Genomic DNA, 19641 nt, shown 5'->3' on the forward strand with positions numbered 1-19641 from the left:
GGTGCATGCACCCGGCAGTCCCGCAGCATCAGGCTACATGGGGCTGCATGGGGCTGTGGCCGCAGATCAGGGTTTGGCGTACTTGCCGGTGCCTTCGGGCCAGGGCGTCAGCACGTCGTAGCCATCGGCGGTGACCACCACCATGTGCTCCCACTGCGCAGACAGCGATTTGTCTTTGGTAATGACGGTCCAGCCATCGTCCAGCTCTTTGGTGTCGTGCTTGCCGGCATTGAGCATGGGCTCGATGGTGAAAATCATGCCCTCTTGCAGCTTCATGCCCTGGCCGGGGTAGCCGTAATGCAGCACCTGGGGCTCGTCGTGGTAGGTCTGGCCGATGCCGTGGCCGCAGTAGTCGCGCACGATGGAGAAGCCATCGCGCTGGGCTACGGTCTGAATGGCGTGACCAATGTCACCCAAGGTAGCACCGGGTTTCACGGCGCGAATGCCGGCCACCATGGCTTCGTACGTGGTGTCGATCAGCTTTTGCGCCTTGGCCGAGACGTTGCCCACGGTGTACATGCGCGAGGTGTCGCCAAACCAGCCGTCCTTGATCAGCGCTACGTCCACGTTGACGATGTCGCCGTCCTTGAGCACGTCCTTGGGTGTCGGAATGCCGTGGCAGACCACGTGGTTGACCGAGGTGCACACCGTCTTGGGGTAGCCGTAGTAGCCAATGTTGGCAGCAATGCACTGCAGGTCATTGACGATGAAGTCATGGCACAGATTGTCCAGGTGCTCGGTGGTCACACCGGGTTGCACATGGGGTGTGAGCATTTCCAGCACCCGGGCGGCCAGCATGCCGGCCTCGCGTGACTTGGCAATGTTGGCAGCGTCGTGAATGGGAGGGAGGCGGCGAAGAGGGCGTTTGGCCATGTCGATCAGGGCAACAGCGGGCAAGCTGTCGGTGTAAAAACAATAGGCAGCACTGTAGCGCGTTGGCGGCAGATGGGTGCAGGAATGTGCGCAACTGACGTGGATGGCACGGGTATGGGTGCAAAAACAAGAGCGGCTAGCGCTGGATATGGCTTGGTTTTGATAAGAAATCTATCGGAAACCAATATTTAGCAAGCGCTAGCAGCTATTAAAAACAAAGCCCGCAGGCTTTGCAGCATGCGGGCTTTGTGGTTTCGCCGGGCTGCCGTGTGGGCAGCCTGGGGAAATTAACGCTGAGCGATAGGCTTGACGTCGCGGGCGACAGAACCGGTGAACAGCTGGCGAGGACGGCCGATCTTGTATTCGGGGTCGCTCATTTGTTCGTTCAGCTGGGCAATCCAGCCCACGGTACGGGCCAGCGCGAAGATGCCGGTGAACAGGTTCACTGGAATACCGATGGCGCGTTGCACGATGCCGGAGTAGAAGTCCACATTGGGGTACAGCTTGCGCGAGACGAAGTAGTCGTCTTCCAGTGCAATCTTCTCGACTTGCTTGGCCAGTGCGAACAGCGGATCGTTTTCCAGACCCAGTTCGGCCAGGATTTCGTTGCAGGTTTCCTGCATCAGCTTGGCGCGGGGGTCGTAGTTCTTGTAGACGCGGTGGCCAAAGCCCATCAGCTTGACGCCGCTGGTCTTGTCCTTGGCCTTTTCCATGAACTCACCGACCTTGGCGATGCCGCCGTTGGCCTGGATTTCTTCCAGCATGTTCAGGCAGGCTTCGTTCGCACCGCCGTGGGCAGGGCCCCACAGGCAGGCCACGCCAGCGGAAATTGCGGCGAAGGGGTTGGTGCCCGACGAGCCGCACAGACGCACGGTCGAAGTGGATGCGTTTTGCTCGTGGTCAGCGTGCAGGATGAAGATGCGGTCCAGCGCACGTTCCACCACGGGGTTGACCTTGTAGTCTTCGCAAGGGTTGCCGAACATCATGCGCATGAAGTTGCCAGCGTACGACAGATCGTTCTTGGGGTACATGTAAGGCTGGCCCACACCGTACTTGTATGCCATGGCCACCAGCGTAGGCATCTTGGCGATCAGACGGATCGCGGCGATGTTGCGGTGCTCAGGGTTGTTGATGTCGGTGCTGTCGTGATAGAAGGCCGACATGCCGCCCACCAGACCGGTCAGCACAGCCATGGGGTGTGCATCGCGGCGGAAGCCACGCAGGAAGAACTGCATCTGCTCGTTGACCATGGTGTGCTGGGTCACGGTGTTCTCAAACTTGGCCTTTTCGGCTTCGTTAGGCAGCTCTCCGTACAGCAGCAGGTAGCAGGTTTCCAGGAAATTGCAGTTCTTGGCCAGTTGCTCAATGGGGTAGCCGCGGTACAGCAGCTCGCCCTTGTCACCGTCGATGTAGGTGATCGAGGACTGGCAAGAAGCTGTAGAGAGGAAGCCGGGGTCATAGGTGAACATGCCCGACTGGCCATACAACTTGCGGATGTCAATCACATCCGGGCCGATATTGCCTTGGTATACAGGCAGTTCCACGCTGGGAGCGCCGTTGCTGAATGACAGGGTTGCTTTGTTGTCAGCGAGTTTCATTTCCAACTTCCTTCTCTGGTCGGCCGGATCAAGCCTGGCCTTTTTTGCAAGCTGTACTGATCAAATGGGCTTGCGCACCATCTGCAGTACTTCTCTAACTTCAGGGGTATCCAGTGCACCCTCCGGCTCCTTGCGGCGCAGGAAAAGGTCCATCAGATCGTTGTCTGCCAAGTCCATCAAGGCAGACAAACCAATTGCGTGTCTCCGCGTCAATTGGTTGCCATAGCTGGCGAAAAATTTCTCGATGTAGAGATCGTTTTCGACCAAGCCACGGCGGCTGCGCCACCGTAGCAAGTCGCGTTCTCTCTCTTCGAGGATGGCGTCCATCTCGCTCATGGATTAGACGGCGCGACGCACCATCAGTTCCTTGATCTTGCCAATCGCCTTCGTGGGGTTCAGGTGCTTGGGGCACACGTCCACGCAGTTCATGATGGTGTGGCAACGGAACAGACGGTAGGGGTCTTGCAGGTTGTCCAGGCGCTCGCCTGTCGCGGTGTCGCGGCTGTCCGCGATGAAACGGTAGGCCTGCAACAAGCCAGCGGGTCCCACGAACTTGTCGGGGTTCCACCAGAACGATGGGCAACTGGTCGAGCAGCTGGCGCACAAGATGCACTCGTACAGGCCGTTGAGCTCTTCGCGCTCTTCGGGCGACTGCAGGCGTTCCTTGTTGGTCGTCGCGTAGATGTCGCTTTGCAGGTAAGGCTTGATCGAGTGGTACTGCTTGAAGAACTGGGTCATGTCCACGATCAGGTCGCGGATCACTGGCAGACCTGGCAGGGGCTTCAGGATGATGTCGCCCTGCAGGGTGTTCATGTTCGTCAGGCAGGCCAGGCCGTTCTTGCCGTTGATGTTCATGGCATCAGAGCCACACACACCTTCGCGGCAGGAGCGACGGAACGAGATCGAAGGATCCTGGGCCTTGAGTTTCACCAGTGCGTCCAGCAGCATGCGCTCGTGGCCGTCGAGTTCGACTTCCACGGTTTGCATGTAGGGCTTGGTATCCACATCGGGGTCGTAGCGGTAAATCTTAAAAGTACGCTTCATTTGAAAATTCTCTCGTGGGCTACTGCTGGATTAGAACGTGCGAACCTTGGGTGGAACGGAGTCCACGGTCAGAGGCTTCAGATTCACAGGCTTGTACGACAGGCTGTTGGTTGCGCTGTCCCACAGGGTGTGCTTGAGCCATTCCTTGTCGTTACGGCCCAGCGGGAACTCTGGGTGATCAGCAGGGTGTTCGTAGTCGTACACGGTGTGCGCGCCACGGCATTCCTTGCGGGCAGCAGCGGAGGTCATGGTGGCCTGAGCGACTTCGATCAGGTTGTCCACTTCCAGCGCTTCCATACGGGCTGTGTTCCAGACCTTGGACTTGTCCTTCAGGGTCACGGAGCCGACCTTCTCGCGGATGGCGTTGATCTTGACCACGCCTTCGTCCATGCTCTTTTGGGTGCGGAACACACCTGCGTGCGTTTGCATGGATTGACGGATTTCGCCGGCGATGTCCTGGGCGTAAGTGCCTTCCTTGGAGTCGTCCAATTGGTTCAGACGCGCCAGGGTGCGGTCAGCGCCATCTGCAGGCACGGCATGGTGATCGCCAAAGCCCTTCACGAACTCAACGATGTGCTTGCCAGCGGACTTGCCGAAGACCAGCAGGTCCAGCAGCGAGTTGGTGCCCAGGCGGTTGGCGCCGTGCACCGACACGCAAGAGCATTCGCCCACAGCGTACAGACCATTGACCACGCGGTTTTGCACGCCGTCATGGGTCACGACCTGACCGTTGATGTTGGTAGGAATACCGCCCATCTGGTAGTGGATGGTAGGCACCACAGGAATAGGTTCCTTGGTGATGTCGACGTTGGCGAAGTTGTGGCCAATTTCTTCCACCGAAGGCAGACGCTTGCGGATGGTTTCAGCACCCAGATGGTCCAGCTTCATCAGGATGTAGTCCTTGTTAGGACCGCAGCCACGGCCTTCCTTGATTTCCTGGTCCATCGAACGCGACACGAAGTCGCGCGGTGCCAAGTCCTTCAGGGTAGGGGCATAACGCTCCATGAAGCGCTCGCCTTCGCTATTCAAAAGAATAGCGCCTTCTCCACGGCAGCCTTCGGTCAGCAGCACGCCAGCACCGGCCACGCCAGTGGGGTGGAACTGCCAGAACTCCATGTCTTGCAAAGGAATGCCAGCGCGCGCTGCCATGCCCAGGCCGTCACCGGTGTTGATGAAGGCGTTGGTAGAGGCTTGGAAAATACGGCCGGCGCCGCCAGTGGCCAGCAGCACAGCCTTGGCGTGCAACTCGTACAGATCGCCAGTTTCCAGTTCCAGGGCGGTTACACCGACCACATCACCTTGGGTGTTGCGGATCAGGTCCAGTGCCATCCACTCCACGAAGAAGTTGGTTTTGGAAGCGACGTTTTGCTGGTACAGCGTGTGCAGCATGGCGTGACCGGTACGGTCAGCAGCTGCGCATGCGCGTTGCACAGGCTTTTCACCGTAGTTGGCGGTGTGCCCACCAAATGGACGCTGGTAGATCGTGCCATCAGGGTTGCGGTCAAACGGCATGCCGAAGTGTTCCAACTCGATCACGACGTTGGGGGCTTCGCGGCACATGAATTCGATGGCGTCTTGGTCGCCCAGCCAGTCCGAACCCTTGATGGTGTCGTAGAAGTGATAGTGCCAGTTGTCGTCCGACATATTGCCCAGCGAGGCAGACACGCCACCTTGGGCAGCCACGGTGTGCGAGCGGGTAGGGAATACCTTGGACAGGGAGGCCACGCTCAAACCCGCGCGGGACAGTTCCAGGGCGGCGCGCAGACCGGAGCCGCCAGCGCCGACGATGACAACGTCAAATTTGCGCTTGGTGATATTTGCTTTGGAGTAGCTCATTCTTAACTTTCAATCGTGGAAGCAGTCTTGCGCCGATTACAGACGCCACAGCACTTGGAATGCCCAGCCTGCGCAACCAACCAACCAAATCAGAGTCAATACGTGCAAAGACAAACGCAATGCCACTGACTTTGCATAGTCCATCCACACATTGCGTGCGCCCACCCATACGTGCCAGATCAATGCAACGATCACAGCAAAGGTGAGGAACTTCATCCATTGAGCGGCGAAGATGCCCGCCCACAGTTCATAGCCAATTTCGCCTTGCGAAAAGATCAGCTGAGCCAACACAACGACAGTGAAGATCACCATCAAAACCGCTGTCACGCGCTGTACCAGCCAGTCGCGCAGACCATAGTGGCCACCGACGACGGTACGCTTAGAGCCGTAATTCACAGACATGATGTATCCCTCTTTTTAGTACAGGCCGAACAGCTTGGCGCCCAGAACGACCGTCAAACCAATGCTCAGAACCAGCACGGTGATGGCAGAAGACTTTGCGTAGGACTTGCTCACCAGGTTGTGGTTCACATCCATGAAAAGGTGGCGTAAACCCGCCATCAGGTGGTGCAGGTAAGCCCAGATAATGGCCAGAGCCACCAGTGTGATGAACCAGCCGGGCACAAAGCCGCAGCCTTCGGCAAATACCGATTTGAACTTCGCAAACGAGAACTCGGAGGACAGGGTGGTGTCCAGCATCCAGATCACGAATGGCAGCAGCACAAACATCAGCATGCCGCTAATACGGTGAAGAATGGACACATAGCCGCCAATGGGCAAGCGATGTGGCAGACCTTCTAAAACGTTGATATTGCGGAACTCTGGCCGCTTCTTTTTTTCAAGCTCTGTCATAGCGTGGGTGCTTTCGTGGATGTAACTGCGTGGTAATCGCGCGGAGCAAAAGATTCAAAATTCTATTGCACTCACATGACCGTTGGTCGGTGGTCGTGCGATTGTTTCCTTTTATCGCCTTGTTGTCGGGGTAGTTAGTTCAAGGCGTTTTTGTAGTGGTGTGTGTCAGTTCTGTAGATACCGCGTCGTAACTCCATGGGAATATCGTTGTACGTATAGGCAAGACGTTCGACGCTCAGCAATGGAGTCAGGGGAGAAACGTCCAGCAGCTTGGCCTGTGCTTCATCGGGTAGTACTGCGCGCAGCTTTTCGTCTGCACGCACCATGCGCACGCCAAAGTCTCCTTCGAACATGGCATAGGTCGGACCCTTGTAGGTGGCCATCTGCTCGGCTGTCAGGCCTTTGAAAGCATGTCCGGGAAGCCAAATGTCTTCCAAAATAGTCGGGATATCGCTGAATGCCAACACCCGACGCACTTGCACCACCGTGTCGCCGCTGCGCAGTGCCAGCAGGCGTGCGATTTCTGCGGGGGCGCGCAAGCGCTTGCATTCCAGGATGGTGCGCTGGGCGCGGCCTTCGCCTTCAAGATCGCCCACATCGGGGTGCAGTTTGAGGAAACGGTACTGCACTTGCTGTGCAGAGTGGGTGGCTACAAATGTTCCCTTGCCCTGGCGGCGCATGACCAGATTTTCTGCAGCCAGCTCATCAATGGCCTTGCGTACGGTGCCCTGGCTGACCTTGAAGCGTGCAGCCAGCTCCATTTCGCTGGGAATCAGCTCTCCGGGACGCCATTCGCCAGCCTGCAGGCTTTGAAGAATCAAGCCTTTGATCTGTTGGTAGAGCGGGCTGAAAGCGGGGGTGAGTGCAGGGGCGGCATTCGCGGGCGCGCCAAAAGCACTGTCGGATGAGGATGATTGCGATGAGGACATAGGGGATGTACGAAAGTTCAAGGCCTCCGGATGCGAATTTTTGAGCCTTTGGGTTTTGTTGGAGCTCAGCCAAGATCATATCTTATATAAGACATAAGACAAATTGACTGCAAGGTAAAATCGAGAGTACACTTCATGCCTGTTTACGGAGCACGGGCTACTGGTTACAGATGCTGGAGCAGCAGTGCACCGACGACTGTTTATTTCCGAAATCTGGAGTTTTCACCATGAGCAAGAAGCCCGTCCGAGTTGCCGTCACCGGCGCCGCAGGTCAAATTGGTTACGCCCTGTTGTTCCGTATCGCATCCGGCGAAATGCTGGGCAAGGATCAGCCCGTTATTTTGCAACTGCTCGAAATTCCTGACGAGAAGGCTCAGAACGCGCTGAAAGGCGTGATTATGGAGCTGGAAGACTGCGCATTCCCTCTGCTGGCCGGCATTGAAGCCCACAGCGATCCGCTGCAGGCCTTCAAGGATACCGATTACGCCTTGCTCGTGGGCGCTCGTCCACGTGGTCCAGGCATGGAGCGTGCCGACCTGCTGGCGGCCAACGCACAGATCTTCACGGCACAAGGCAAGGCACTGAACGCCGTGGCTTCGCGCAACGTGAAGGTGCTGGTGGTGGGCAACCCCGCCAACACCAACGCCTACATCGCCATGAAGTCGGCACCTGATCTGCCAGCCAAGAACTTCACCGCCATGCTGCGTCTGGATCACAACCGTGCTGCTTCCCAGCTGGCTGCCAAGGGTGGCTTCAAGGTTGGCGACATCAAGAGCCTGACCGTCTGGGGTAATCACTCGCCCACCATGTATGCGGATTACCGTTTTGCCACCGTGGATGGCAAGTCGGTCAAGGACGCTATCAACGACCAAGACTGGAACGCCAATGTGTTCCTGCCTACCGTGGGCAAGCGCGGCGCCGCCATCATCAATGCACGTGGCCTGTCTTCGGCTGCATCGGCTGCGAATGCTGCCATTGACCACATGCGCGACTGGGCCCTGGGCTCCAATGGCGAGTGGGTGACGATGGGTGTGCCATCCAATGGCGAATACGGTATCCCTGCCGGCATCGTGTTTGGCTTCCCAGTGACCACTGCCAACGGCGAGTACAAGATCGTTGAAGGCCTGGCTATCGATGCTTTCTCGCAAGAGTGCATCAACAAGACTCTGGCTGAGCTGCAAGGCGAGCAAGACGGCGTGAAGCACCTGCTGTAAGGCAAGCTTCCCACTGAATCCTTGTTGATCCAGTTCCCCGGCCACGCATTGCATGTGCGGCCGGGGAAATTTCAGAGAGATCTTTTGCACAGCATGCAGTTTGCTGGTTGAGCAAAAGGTGTTTCCTCAGGCTGTCGTGGCACATCAAGACCATGGCTGCCTTGTCGAGTGCGCTCTGTTCATCTTTGTTGCCCATGCGTACCGTTACCCATCCCCGCGAAATTTTGTTGGGCGCTCAAGCAGCCGCCAATATGCTGCCCGTTTGTGACCATTACAGCGGTGTGGAAGTGCGTATGCGCAAAAGCCTTGAGCTGCAGGCACAGATGCAGCAAGAGTTCGGCGCCTGTGTGTTTGATGTGACCCTCGATTGTGAAGACGGTGCAGCGGTGGGACAGGAAAAAGCCCACGCGCAGTTAGTCGCCAGTCTGGTGAAGTCCTCTCAGGACGGTTGCCGCGTCGCTGCCCGGGTCCATGCGGTAGATCACAGCGCTTTTGAAGAAGATATTGCCACCATCGTTGGTGAAGCCGGTCACAAGCTGGCTCACATCATGGTGCCCAAGGTCGAGTCAGTGGATGACATCTTGCGTGCCCAGCGTGCGCTGGAGCGTGCTTCGGGTGGCCATATTCCCTTGCATGCCCTCATCGAGTCACCGGCGGCAGTGCACCGGGCGTTTGATATTGCGGCACACCCCAGTGTGCAGAGCTTGTCTTTTGGCCTGATGGATTTTGTCTCGGCACACGGCGGTGCCATTCCAGGCGCTGCAATGGGCGTGCAAGGCCAGTTTGAACATCCTTTGGTGGTGCGTGCCAAGCTGGAGATTGCAGCGGCATGCCATGCACACGGCAAAGTGCCTGCGCATTGCGTGGTCACAGAGTTCAAAAATCCCACGGCGCTGCAAGCCGCAGCATCGAAGGCCAGTAAAGAGCTGGGCTATACCCGGATGTGGAGCATCCATCCAGCGCAGATTCGCCCCATCTTGGCTGCTTTCGCGCCAGCCATGCAGGAAGTGCAAGAAGCCACAGATATTTTGCTTGCAGCCGTCAACGAAAACTGGGCCCCCATTAGTTATAACGGCGTGCTGCACGATCGCGCCAGTTACCGTTATTACTGGCAGTTGCTCGAGCGTGCACAACGCACGGCCATGCCATTGCCACCGCAAGCGCGACAATGGCTGGATGGGAGTGCAGCATGACGGTGCTGCACATGTTCAACGATTTATTTTTACCCCCGCTGGAGTTCGCATGAAACAACTGATTGCCTCCGTTTTGCTGATGGCTCCTGCATTGGCTTTGGTCACCACTGCGCAAGCCGCATCTACCAAGCCTGCTACGACGAAAGTCGCCACCACCACCAAGAAAACCGCCGCACCTGTCAAGAAGACGACCGTGCGCAAAGCCGCTGCGGCGACTGCTGCGACAGGCGCAGCCGCTGCGGCAGTCATGGCACCCCGCGCCCTGAGTGCGGATGAGCTGGCGTTGGCTGACCGTGTGCATACAGGCCGTATCGCCTGCGAACTCGGTCAGCACGTCAACGTGACCAAAGATGGCAACAACGCGGGCCATTTCCTGGTTAGCGGCAATGGCTTTAACTTCCATATGAGCCCTGTGGGCACGAGCACCGGTGTGGTGCGTCTGGAAGATGCCAAAGCCGGTGCAGTCTGGCTGCAGATTGCCAACAAGTCGATGCTCATGAACCAAAAGCAAGGCAAGCGCCTGGCTGACGAGTGCATGAGTCCTGAACAGCTTCAGGTGGCAGAGGCCATTAAAAAGAGCCCGCCACCCAGTTTGCTGGAAGCCTCTGGAAAGTAATTTCACACAGTTCAAGCTTCCAGAAGCATTGCCCCACTCTTAGAAAACCAATGGAGAGAGAACCATGTTGAAAGCCTATCGTGACCATGTAGCCGAGCGTGCTGCATTGGGCATTCCCCCGCTGCCCCTCGATGCCAAGCAAACGGCAGAGTTGATTGAGCTGATCAAAAATCCTCCTGCTGGTGAAGATGCCTTCTTGCTCGACCTGCTGACCCACCGCGTGCCTCCAGGGGTGGACGATGCAGCCAAGGTCAAGGCTTCTTTCCTGGCCGCTGTGGCGCATGGCGACATCAGCGTGGCTCTCATTTCCAAGTCCAAGGCTACCGAGCTGCTGGGCACCATGGTGGGCGGCTACAACGTCCACCCTCTGATCGAGCTGCTGGACGACGCTGAAGTCGCCGCTGTGGCTGCCGATGCGCTGAAGAAGACATTGCTGATGTTTGACTTCTTCAACGACGTGGCGACCAAGGCCAAGGCTGGCAATGCCAAGGCCAAGGAAGTGATGCAAAGCTGGGCCGATGCCGAGTGGTTCACTTCGCGCCCTGAAGTGGAAAAGAAGATCACCGTCACCGTCTTCAAGGTGCCCGGTGAAACCAATACCGACGATCTGTCGCCCGCTCCTGACGCCTGGAGCCGCCCCGACATTCCGTTGCACTACCTGGCCATGCTCAAGAACACGCGTCCTGACGCAGCGTTCAAGCCCGAAGAAGACGGCAAGCGCGGCCCGATGCAGTTCATCGAGGACCTGAAGAAGAAGGGCAACCTCGTGGCCTACGTGGGCGACGTGGTCGGTACCGGTTCTTCGCGCAAGTCGGCCACCAACTCCATCATCTGGGCCACTGGCATGGACATCCCGTTCGTGCCTAACAAGCGCTTTGGTGGTGTGACGCTGGGCGGCAAGATTGCTCCTATCTTCTTCAACACCCAAGAAGACTCCGGCGCGCTGCCCATCGAAGTCGATGTGTCGAAGCTGGAAATGGGCGACGTGATCGACGTCTACCCTTATGACGGCAAGATCGAAAAGAACGGCGCCAAGGTGGCTGATTTCGCTCTGAAGAGCGATGTGCTCCTGGACGAAGTGCAAGCTGGTGGCCGTATCAACCTGATCATCGGCCGTTCGCTGACTGCCAAAGCCCGTGAATTCCTGGGTCTGGCCGCTTCGACAGCTTTCCGTCTGCCCCAAGCGCCTGCTGCTTCCAACGCTGGTTTCACACTGGCGCAGAAGATGGTCGGCCGCGCGGTCGGTCTGCCCGAAGGCCAAGGCGTGCGTCCCGGTACCTACTGCGAACCCCGCATGACCACCGTCGGCTCGCAAGACACCACCGGCCCTATGACCCGTGACGAACTGAAAGACCTGGCTTGCCTGGGCTTCTCGGCCGACATGGTCATGCAGTCCTTCTGCCACACCGCGGCTTACCCCAAGCCTGTGGACGTGAAGACCCACCGTGAACTGCCTCAGTTCATCAGCAACCGCGGCGGTGTGGCCCTGCGTCCTGGTGACGGCGTGATCCACAGCTGGCTCAACCGCCTGCTGCTGCCTGACACCGTCGGTACCGGTGGTGACTCGCACACCCGTTTCCCTATCGGTATTTCCTTCCCAGCGGGCTCCGGTCTGGTCGCCTTCGGCGCTGCCACTGGCGTGATGCCTCTGGACATGCCTGAATCCGTGCTGGTGCGCTTCAAGGGCGAAATGCAGCCCGGCGTGACCCTGCGCGATCTGGTGCACGCGATTCCGCTGTACGCCATCAAGCAAGGTCTGCTGACCGTAGCCAAGGCCGGCAAGATCAACGAGTTCTCGGGTCGTATCCTGGAAATTGAAGGTCTGCCCAACCTGAAGGTTGAACAGGCGTTTGAGCTGTCTGATGCGTCTGCCGAGCGCTCTGCCGCTGGTTGCACGATCAAGCTGAACCCTGAGCCGATCAAGGAATACCTGACTTCGAACATCGTTCTGATGAAGAACATGATCGCCGACGGTTACTCCGACGCCAAGACGCTGCAGCGCCGTATCGAGAAGGTGGAAGCCTGGTTGGCCAAGCCCGATCTGCTGGAAGCCGACAAGGATGCCGAGTACGCGCACATCATCGAAATCGATCTGGCCGACATCAAAGAACCTATCGTTTGCTGCCCGAACGACCCCGATGACGCCAAGTTCCTGTCCGACGTGGCCGGCACCAAGATCGATGAAGCCTTCATTGGTTCGTGCATGACCAATATCGGTCACTTCCGTGCGGCAGCCAAGCTGCTGGGCGGCCAGCGTGACATTCCCGTCAAGCTGTGGGTGGCACCTCCCACCAAGATGGACCAGAGCGAGCTGATCAAGGAAGGTCATTACGCGGCATTCGGCACGGCCGGTGCACGTACTGAAATGCCTGGCTGCTCGCTGTGCATGGGTAACCAGGCCCAAGTGCGCGAAGGTGCTACCGTGATCTCCACGTCCACTCGTAACTTCCCCAACCGCTTGGGTAAGAACACCAACGTGTTCTTGGGCTCGGCCGAGTTGGCTGCGATCGCATCGCGCATCGGCAAGCTGCCTACGAAGGAAGAGTACCTGAAGGAAATGGGCGTGATCGATGCGGACAAGGCTTCGGTGTACCGCTACATGAACTTTGACCAGATCGACGAATACGCTGATGTGGCCAAGGGTGTGAACGCCTAAGGCGCTTCCCCTGCATGACAAAACCCGCCTTCTGGCGGGTTTTGTGTTTCAGCGCTCCAGCAATGGAGCGGCAAACGGCTGCATGTAGCGTTTGTCGGCAGCCGCCATGGCGCCGGCCGCGCCTTGGGTGCCCAAGCCGTGAGGGTGAATGCACTGTACGAATGCGCAAGAAGTGCTGGAGCAATAAAAAAGGAGTCCTTGGACTCCTTTTTTGTGAGCTTGAAGCGCATGCGTATCAAGCGTTAAAAAGGTTTTTGGCCCCATGCGGCTGGCAACGCAGGTATTGAGGGGCAGCATGAATCTGTGCACCCAGCTGACGGGCGGCTTCCCAAGGCCAGCGCGGGTTGTAGAGCATGGCACGCGCCACACCAATGGCATCGGCCTGGCCGCTTTGCACAATGGCTTCTGCTTGGTGGGGTTCGGTAATCAGACCCACTGCGATCACGGGCATGGGAAGGGTCAGGCTGTCCCGCAAAGCCTGGGCCAGTGGTACCTGGTAGCCGGGGCCTAGCGGAATTTGCTGGGCAGGGCTGAGTGCCGCACTCGATACGTGCAGGAATGCGCAACCACGCTGCGCCAAGGCATGGGCCAGGGCCTGGCTTTGCTCGACGTCCCAGCCGCCTTCTACCCAGTCGGTGGCCGAGATGCGCACCCCGATGGGAAAGCCCGTGGGCAACGCGGCCTGCATGGCGTCAAACACCTCTAGCGTGAGGCGCATGCGGTTGTCCAGGCTGCCACCATAGGCGTCGCTGCGCTGGTTGGACAAGGGGGAGAGAAACTGGTGCAGCAAATAGCCATGCGCCGCATGCAGCTCAATGGCGTCCAAGCCCAGCGTATGGCTGCGCAGGGCCGCATCAACAAAAGCTTGGTGGATGGTGGCAAGGTCTTGCAGCGTGGCGCTGGCAGGCGTGGGATCGGTGGGCAGATAACCCTGTGCGCTGGCGCTGATGGTGGGCCATGCCTGGGGATGGTTGGCTGCCATGGCGCCACCGCCTTCCCAGGGCCGCAGACTGCTGGCTTTGCGCCCGGCATGGGCCAGTTGAATGCAAACAGGCATGGCGCTAAAGCGGCGAATGTGCGCCAGCACGGGTTGGAGCGCATCGCTTTGTGCATCGTTCCACAGCCCCAAGTCGTATGGGCTGATGCGCCCGCGTGCTTCAACGGCGGTGGCTTCCACAATCAACAGGCCCGCACCGGATTGCGCCAGGTTGCCGTAGTGCATCAGGTGCCAGTCGGTGGCGCAACCCTCTTCGGCCGAGTAAGTGCACATGGGCGGAATGACAATGCGGTTGGCGCACTCCAGCGCACCAAAGCGAACGGGCGAAAACAAGGCGGACATGGCGTCAATGCTCCTAGCAAATGCAGGCAAAAAACAGCGCGCAGCATGGCATAAAAAAACGGGGCCGCTGATCATGTCGGTGACCCCGCTGGGGATGGTGCAGCGCCGTGCTTAGCCTTGTTCGGCCAGCAGCTCCTGCAGCGTTTTGACTTGCAGGCGCAGGCGCTCGTTTTCGGCTTCCAGCTCGGTCACACGGGCTTGCAGTTCTTCGGCCGATGCGAGGGGCGTGCTCTCTGCATCGTCCTCTTCAGCCATGGGCTTTTCGGCCTTGGGCTTTTTCTTGGCATCGCGCACGCGCTTGGCGGCTTGCTTGAGGCCGTCGGCACCTTCGGCGGCCACAGCTTGTTGTTCTTCCACAGGCAAGGTGGCCACCACGGCTGCGGCGTTCAGCGACAGCTCACCGGCCTTCACTGCGGCCACCACTTCGGGGGCCGCTTTTTCCTGGATGGTCTCAATCATCTTGACCTGGCCGGCCGACAGGCGGGCGGCACGGGCCAGGGCTTCGCGCGTGTCCAAGGCTTGGTCAGGCACCTTGGGCACATTGGCCAGGGCTTTGGCCACGGCGGGATCGGTGTCTCCCTCCCAAGGCGCTTCGGCACTTTCGCTGGTTTCCGCTTTGGCGGCATTGACCGCAGCGGCGGCAGCGGCGCGGCGCTCGGCAATGATTTCGCGCTTACGCAGGGCCAGCACGCCGCGCTGGAAGTCAGAGACCGAGCGGCGGCCCAGGTGCTGGTCAATCATCCACAGGTGGATGTCTTCCATGTTCTGAAAGCGCTCGTTTTGCACCGTCTTGAATGGCAGGCCGTGCTTTTGGCAGATGCCAAAGCGGTTGTGGCCGTCCACCAAAATATTGCCCCACAGCACCAGGGCATCGCGGCAGCCTTCGTCGAGGATGCTGCGCTCCAGTGCTTCGTGTTCGTCAGGGGTCAGGGGGTCGATATAGGCCTTGAGTTCAGGCAGGACAACAATTTCTTCGGGGCTCATGAAATTCCAATGCAAGCGGGCAGTGCACTGTAGCGGTCTGCCTGCGAAAGTCAAAGCGGCACATCAAAGGGTGACACGCCAAAGGCAAAGGCACCCGAAGGTGCCTTTGGTGCAGAAGCTGCGTTGCGGAGGGATAAGGGGTTTGAAGTGTTATTGGCTTCTAGCCCTTATGTGGTCTGCGCAAGCAGCTATGAAGTTTTAAGCGTTATCAGGCTGCAGCACGCGCGAGATCAAACCGCCTTCGACCGGGCCTTCCACCGGAATGCGCACGCGCACAGGGTTGCCTGGAGCGACTTGCACGGGCTCGCCTTCCAGGTTGAACATCTGCTCGAGCTTCATGGTGCGGTTGCCTGTGGGGTGGATGATTTCAATCATGTCACCCACGGCAAAGCGGTTCATGGTTTCAATCTCGGCCATGCCGTTTTCATAGCCACGCACCTGGCCCACAAAGTGGCTGCGCTGCAGCACCGAGTGGCCGGTTTCGTAGTTCTGGTAGTCGTTGGCGGGGCGGCGCTCCAGCAGGCCGCCGGTGTAACCACGGTTGGCCAGGCCTTCCAGCTCGGTGATGAGGTGGGGGTTGAAGGGGCGACCGGCCACGGCATCGTCAATCGCGCGGCGGTAAGTTTGCGCGGTGCGGGCCACGTAGTACAGGCTCTTGGTGCGGCCTTCGATCTTGAGCGAATCGACACCAATCTTGGTCAGGCGCTCCACATGCTCGACAGCGCGCAGGTCCTTGGAGTTCATGATGTAGGTGCCATGCTCATCTTCCATGATGGGCATCATCTCGCCGGGCCGGCCTTTTTCTTCCAACAGGTAGATGGCGTCGGCCTTGGGGTGGCGCTTTTGGTCACCGCAGGTGCTGGTGAACTGGTTGTCGGCGTCGTTCTTGGCGTCTTCAAAGTTGAAGCCTTGCTCCATGGTCTGGCCCAGTGCTTCGCCGGTGTTGGGGTCCACAGCCGCATCGTGTGTTTTGTAGTCCCAGCGGCAGGCGTTAGTGCAGGTGCCCTGGTTGGGGTCGCGGCGGTTGAAGTAGCCCGACAGCAGGCAGCGGCCCGAGTAGGCAATGCACAGCGCGCCGTGCACAAACACTTCCAGCTCCATGTCGGGGCATTCCTGGCGGATCTTCTCGATCTCGTCCAGGCTCAGCTCGCGCGAGAGGATGATGCGCGAGACGCCCATCTTCTGCCAGAACTTGACGGTGGCGTAGTTGGTGGTGTTGGCCTGCACCGAGAGGTGAATCTCTTGCTCTGGCCACTTTTCCTTGACCATCATGATCAAGCCGGGGTCGGCCATGATCATGGCGTCGGGCTTCATCGCAATGATGGGCTCAATGTCGCGCAGGTAGGTGCGGACCTTGTCGTTGTGCGCAATGACGTTGGACGTCAGGAAGAACTTCTTGCCCCGTGCATGGGCTTCTTCAATGCCCTGTGCAATCTGTTCCATGCGGAACTCGTTATTGCGCGCACGCAGGGAATAGCGCGGCTGGCCCGCGTACACAGCGTCGGCGCCAAAGTCATAGGCGGCGCGCATCTTGTCGAGCGAGCCAGCGGGAAGCAACAGTTCAGGGGCTTTCATAGGAGGCGTATTTTCCTTGATTGGCATCAGTTCGTCACGGCAGGGCAGGCATGTACCCGTTTGCAACGTGGTAGCGCCCGCAGTGCTTTTAAAAAAAGAGCTGCTAGCGCTGAATAAATAAGGACTTCAGCCATTTATGTAGCTGAAGTCCTTGATGGTCAAGCGCTAAGCGCTATAGAAGTTTTAGTCCTGTGGACGGAATCCAAAGCTGAACTCAGAGGGCACCTTGCCGTTGGTGTCCTTGGGCAGGGTGTCGGTCTTGTGCAGGGCGCGCACTACGGCGTCATCCCAGGCCTTGTTGCCGCTGGATTTGGTCAGGCGCACATTGGTGATGGTGCCATCGGGTGCGGCACGCACTTCGACCTCGGCGCGGGGATTGCCGCTGACCATGTCGGGGTAGACGATATTGGGCTTGACCTTGGCCGCCACGCGGGCGCCGTAGCCGGCAGAAATGCCCGCCGTGCCACCGCCGGTGCCTTTGCCGCCGTTGGGGCCGCTGCTCTTTTCTGCACTGCCGCTGCCGCCTGAGCCTGCCAGTCCTGCCATGGCCTTGAGGTTTTCCTGGCGCATGCGGTCCAGTTCCTTGGCGGCCTTAGCGTCTTTGGCGGCTTGCTCTTTCTTGCGTTTGTCGTCGGCGGCTTTTTTCTCGGCCTCCTGCTTGGCTTTTTCGGCTTTTTCCTTCTCGGCCTTCTCTTTGCTGGTCTTGTCTTTTTCCGCCTTCTCGCGCTTTTCTTTCTCGAGTCGCTCTTTCTTTTCCTGCTCGGCCTTGTCGCGTTTTTGCTGTTCCAGCTTCTCGCGCTTGTCTTGCTCGATCTTGTCCTTGCGCGCCTGCTCCGCCTTCTCTTTTTCGAGCTTGGCTTTGTCCTGCTTGGCTTTTTCAGCCTTCTCCTGCTTTTCTTGCTCGGCCTTTTCCTTGGCCTTGAGCGCTTCCAGCTCACGCTGCTTTTTCAGCTCGGCTTCCTTTTGCTTGCGCTCTTGCAGCGCCAGCTCTGCATCGCGCTGGGCCTGCAGCTCTTGCTGGCTGGGTTGCGGCGGTGGTGGTGGAGGCAGCGGAACGTGCTCGGGTACCGGTTCAGGCGGTGGCGCAGGGGTGGGCTCCGGCACGGGGGCTGGAGGTGGTGGCGTGGGCGCACGGGGCGCGGCCTGCTCGAAGTTCTCCGACCACAGCTCGGCCTCCACAGCGGCCTGTTCCACCGTCACAGGGGGGCTCACCTTCCAGATGAAGGCACCGACCAGCAGGGCGTGTGCCAGCAACGCCATCACCCAGTTGCGCAGTCGCTTGGACTGGCGAGGGGGGGCAAAGGGGTCGTGAGCAAGGCGAGAGGACATGGACAGAAAAAACGCTGTGGATGGAGCGAGTAAAAAAGTTTATTTGGCGGCGGATTTCACGCCGAGGGCCACACGCTTGACGCCTGCAGCCTGCAGTTCGCCCATGGCGGTGACCACGGCCTCATAGGTCAGGCCCTTGTCGGCCTGGATCATGACGGCGCTGTCTTCCGGCTGGTTGGACTGCCAGGTGGCAGCCACCACGCCCAGCTCTTGCAGTGAGACGGCTTGCTCACCATTGGGCGTTTTGATGCGGATGCTGCCATCGGCTTCCATCAGCACGTGGGCCACGTTCTTCACCGCTGGCTTGGTGGACTTGCCAGCGCTGGGCACATTGATGGCGCCTGGCGTGAGCATGGGCGCTGTCACCATGAAGATGATGAGCAGCACCAGCATCACGTCGATGAAGGGCACCATATTGATTTCATTGACGGTGCGGCGACCGCGACCTCGGGAGCTGACTGCAGCCATGGTGTGCTCCTGCCTCAGTAGCCGGAGGCCGTGGCGCTGGCCGCTGGGCCGCTCACATTGCGCTGCAAGATGTTGGTGAACTCTTCCATGAAGGTCTCTTGCCCGTTGGCGATGCGGTCAATGCTGTTGGCGTAGCGGTTGTAGGCGGTCACGGCAGGGATCGCGGCGAACAGGCCCATGGCCGTGGCCACCAGCGCTTCGGCGATGCCGGGGGCCACGGTGGCCAGCGTGATCTGTTCCATGTTGGCAAAACCGGTGAAGGCGTGCATCACGCCCCAGACGGTACCGAACAGACCCACATAAGGAGCTACGGAGCCGACGGTGCCCAAAAAGGACAGGCCTGATTCGATCTCGTCCATTTCGCGCTGAAAGCTGGCGCGCATGGCGCGGCGCGTACCGTCCATCAGGGTGCCGCTGTCGCTGATACGGCGTTCGCGCAGTTTTTTGTACTCGCGCATGCCGCTGGCAAAAATGCGTTCCATGGGGCCGCCGTGCTTGGCGTTCTGGGTGGCGCTGTTGTACAGATCATTGAGGCTTTGGCCCGACCAGAAGTCCTGCTCAAAGGATTCGTTGAACTGGCGCACTTGCTTGAGCGCCTGGGACTTGCGAAAGATGGTGGCCCAGCTTGCGACCGAGGCGACGACCAAAATCAACATGACCAATTGCACCACCCAGCTGGCCTGGAGGATGAGGCTGAAGATGGACATGTCTTGGGCTGCGTTCATGAGAGTTTTTCCACGATGGAGTTCGGAATACGGGCAGGGCGCATGGTGGCGGAATCGACCCAGCCAATGCGAATGCTGCCTTCACATAACAGTTGCGGGGCTGCATCGGATGACATGGGCTTCAAAAAAGCCTGCTGAGCGATTGTGATGGAGGCACGGCCTGCAGATTGCAACACAGCGGTAACTTCGATCATGTCATCCAGACGCGCAGGCTTGAGATAGTTGAGTTCTGCCTGAGTGACGACAAACATGCCCCCCACCTCGTTGCGCAGTTTTTGCTGCTCGACGCCCAGATTGCGCAGCCATTCGGTGCGTGCACGCTCAAAAAACTTGAGGTAGTTGGCGTAGAAGACGATGCCGCCGGCATCGGTATCTTCCCAGTACACCCGGATGGGAAAGGTGAAAACCAT

At 58.9% G+C, this 19641-nt stretch carries 19 protein-coding genes; 4 read left to right on the top strand and 15 right to left on the bottom strand.

Annotated features, from left to right (window positions below):
- Positions 1-66 precede the first annotated feature (66 nt).
- The 8 genes from map to AC27VO_RS12440 form a co-directional block, all read right to left on the bottom strand.
- Complete coding sequence (gene map, locus AC27VO_RS12405; RefSeq protein WP_488667114.1) at positions 67-873, bottom strand: type I methionyl aminopeptidase; 807 nt, start codon at positions 871-873, stop codon at positions 67-69.
- A gap of 287 nt (positions 874-1160) precedes the next feature.
- Positions 1161-2471, bottom strand: coding sequence for a citrate synthase (locus AC27VO_RS12410; RefSeq protein ID WP_488667024.1), 1311 nt, complete (start codon positions 2469-2471; stop codon positions 1161-1163).
- Positions 2472-2531: 60 nt separating this feature from the next.
- Positions 2532-2807, bottom strand: a complete 276-nt coding sequence (locus AC27VO_RS12415) for an FAD assembly factor SdhE (protein WP_488667025.1) — start codon at positions 2805-2807, stop codon at positions 2532-2534.
- A gap of 3 nt (positions 2808-2810) precedes the next feature.
- Positions 2811-3515, bottom strand: a complete 705-nt coding sequence (locus AC27VO_RS12420) for a succinate dehydrogenase iron-sulfur subunit (RefSeq protein WP_488667026.1) — start codon at positions 3513-3515, stop codon at positions 2811-2813.
- Positions 3516-3545: 30 nt separating this feature from the next.
- Positions 3546-5351, bottom strand: a complete 1806-nt coding sequence (gene sdhA, locus AC27VO_RS12425; protein ID WP_488667027.1) for a succinate dehydrogenase flavoprotein subunit — start codon at positions 5349-5351, stop codon at positions 3546-3548.
- Positions 5352-5387: 36 nt separating this feature from the next.
- Entirely contained in the window at positions 5388-5753 is a 366-nt protein-coding gene (gene sdhD / locus AC27VO_RS12430) for a succinate dehydrogenase, hydrophobic membrane anchor protein (protein ID WP_488667028.1), read from the bottom strand.
- 15 nt (positions 5754-5768) lie between these two features.
- Positions 5769-6203: a succinate dehydrogenase, cytochrome b556 subunit gene (sdhC, locus tag AC27VO_RS12435; RefSeq protein ID WP_488667029.1), complete on the bottom strand. Its 435-nt coding sequence runs from the start codon at positions 6201-6203 to the stop codon at positions 5769-5771.
- Positions 6204-6337: 134 nt separating this feature from the next.
- Positions 6338-7132 (bottom strand): GntR family transcriptional regulator, encoded by a 795-nt coding sequence (locus tag AC27VO_RS12440; protein WP_488667030.1) that lies wholly within the window; start codon positions 7130-7132, stop codon positions 6338-6340.
- Positions 7133-7359: 227 nt separating this feature from the next.
- Between AC27VO_RS12440 and AC27VO_RS12445 the strand changes: the two genes are divergently transcribed.
- From AC27VO_RS12445 to acnB, 4 genes are all read left to right on the top strand, one after another.
- Positions 7360-8346, top strand: a complete 987-nt coding sequence (locus AC27VO_RS12445) for a malate dehydrogenase (protein WP_488667031.1) — start codon at positions 7360-7362, stop codon at positions 8344-8346.
- A gap of 194 nt (positions 8347-8540) precedes the next feature.
- Positions 8541-9539 (top strand): HpcH/HpaI aldolase/citrate lyase family protein, encoded by a 999-nt coding sequence (locus AC27VO_RS12450; protein ID WP_488667032.1) that lies wholly within the window; start codon positions 8541-8543, stop codon positions 9537-9539.
- A gap of 49 nt (positions 9540-9588) precedes the next feature.
- Complete coding sequence (locus tag AC27VO_RS12455) at positions 9589-10155, top strand: hypothetical protein (protein ID WP_488667033.1); 567 nt, start codon at positions 9589-9591, stop codon at positions 10153-10155.
- 64 nt (positions 10156-10219) lie between these two features.
- Positions 10220-12811, top strand: a complete 2592-nt coding sequence (acnB, locus tag AC27VO_RS12460; RefSeq protein WP_488667034.1) for a bifunctional aconitate hydratase 2/2-methylisocitrate dehydratase — start codon at positions 10220-10222, stop codon at positions 12809-12811.
- 235 nt (positions 12812-13046) lie between these two features.
- Here acnB and AC27VO_RS12465 read toward each other — a convergent pair whose 3' ends face one another.
- The 7 genes from AC27VO_RS12465 to ybgC form a co-directional block, all read right to left on the bottom strand.
- Complete coding sequence (locus tag AC27VO_RS12465) at positions 13047-14150, bottom strand: NADH:flavin oxidoreductase/NADH oxidase (protein ID WP_488667035.1); 1104 nt, start codon at positions 14148-14150, stop codon at positions 13047-13049.
- Positions 14151-14261: 111 nt separating this feature from the next.
- Positions 14262-15134, bottom strand: a complete 873-nt coding sequence (locus tag AC27VO_RS12470; protein ID WP_488667036.1) for a plasmid replication/partition related protein — start codon at positions 15132-15134, stop codon at positions 14262-14264.
- Between the two features lie 198 nt (positions 15135-15332).
- Positions 15333-16709, bottom strand: a complete 1377-nt coding sequence (gene trhP, locus AC27VO_RS12475; RefSeq protein WP_488667037.1) for a prephenate-dependent tRNA uridine(34) hydroxylase TrhP — start codon at positions 16707-16709, stop codon at positions 15333-15335.
- A gap of 183 nt (positions 16710-16892) precedes the next feature.
- Positions 16893-18038, bottom strand: coding sequence for a cell envelope integrity protein TolA (tolA, locus tag AC27VO_RS12480; protein WP_488667038.1), 1146 nt, complete (start codon positions 18036-18038; stop codon positions 16893-16895).
- Between the two features lie 39 nt (positions 18039-18077).
- Entirely contained in the window at positions 18078-18506 is a 429-nt protein-coding gene (locus AC27VO_RS12485; RefSeq protein WP_488667039.1) for an ExbD/TolR family protein, read from the bottom strand.
- A 14-nt stretch (positions 18507-18520) separates the two neighbouring features.
- Positions 18521-19231: a protein TolQ gene (gene tolQ / locus AC27VO_RS12490; RefSeq protein ID WP_488667040.1), complete on the bottom strand. Its 711-nt coding sequence runs from the start codon at positions 19229-19231 to the stop codon at positions 18521-18523.
- Positions 19228-19641, bottom strand: a complete 414-nt coding sequence (ybgC, locus tag AC27VO_RS12495; RefSeq protein WP_488667041.1) for a tol-pal system-associated acyl-CoA thioesterase — start codon at positions 19639-19641, stop codon at positions 19228-19230. The genes tolQ and ybgC overlap by 4 nt, the downstream gene beginning before the upstream one ends.

Source organism: Comamonas sp. 14P8.1.4 (genome assembly GCF_057799285.1).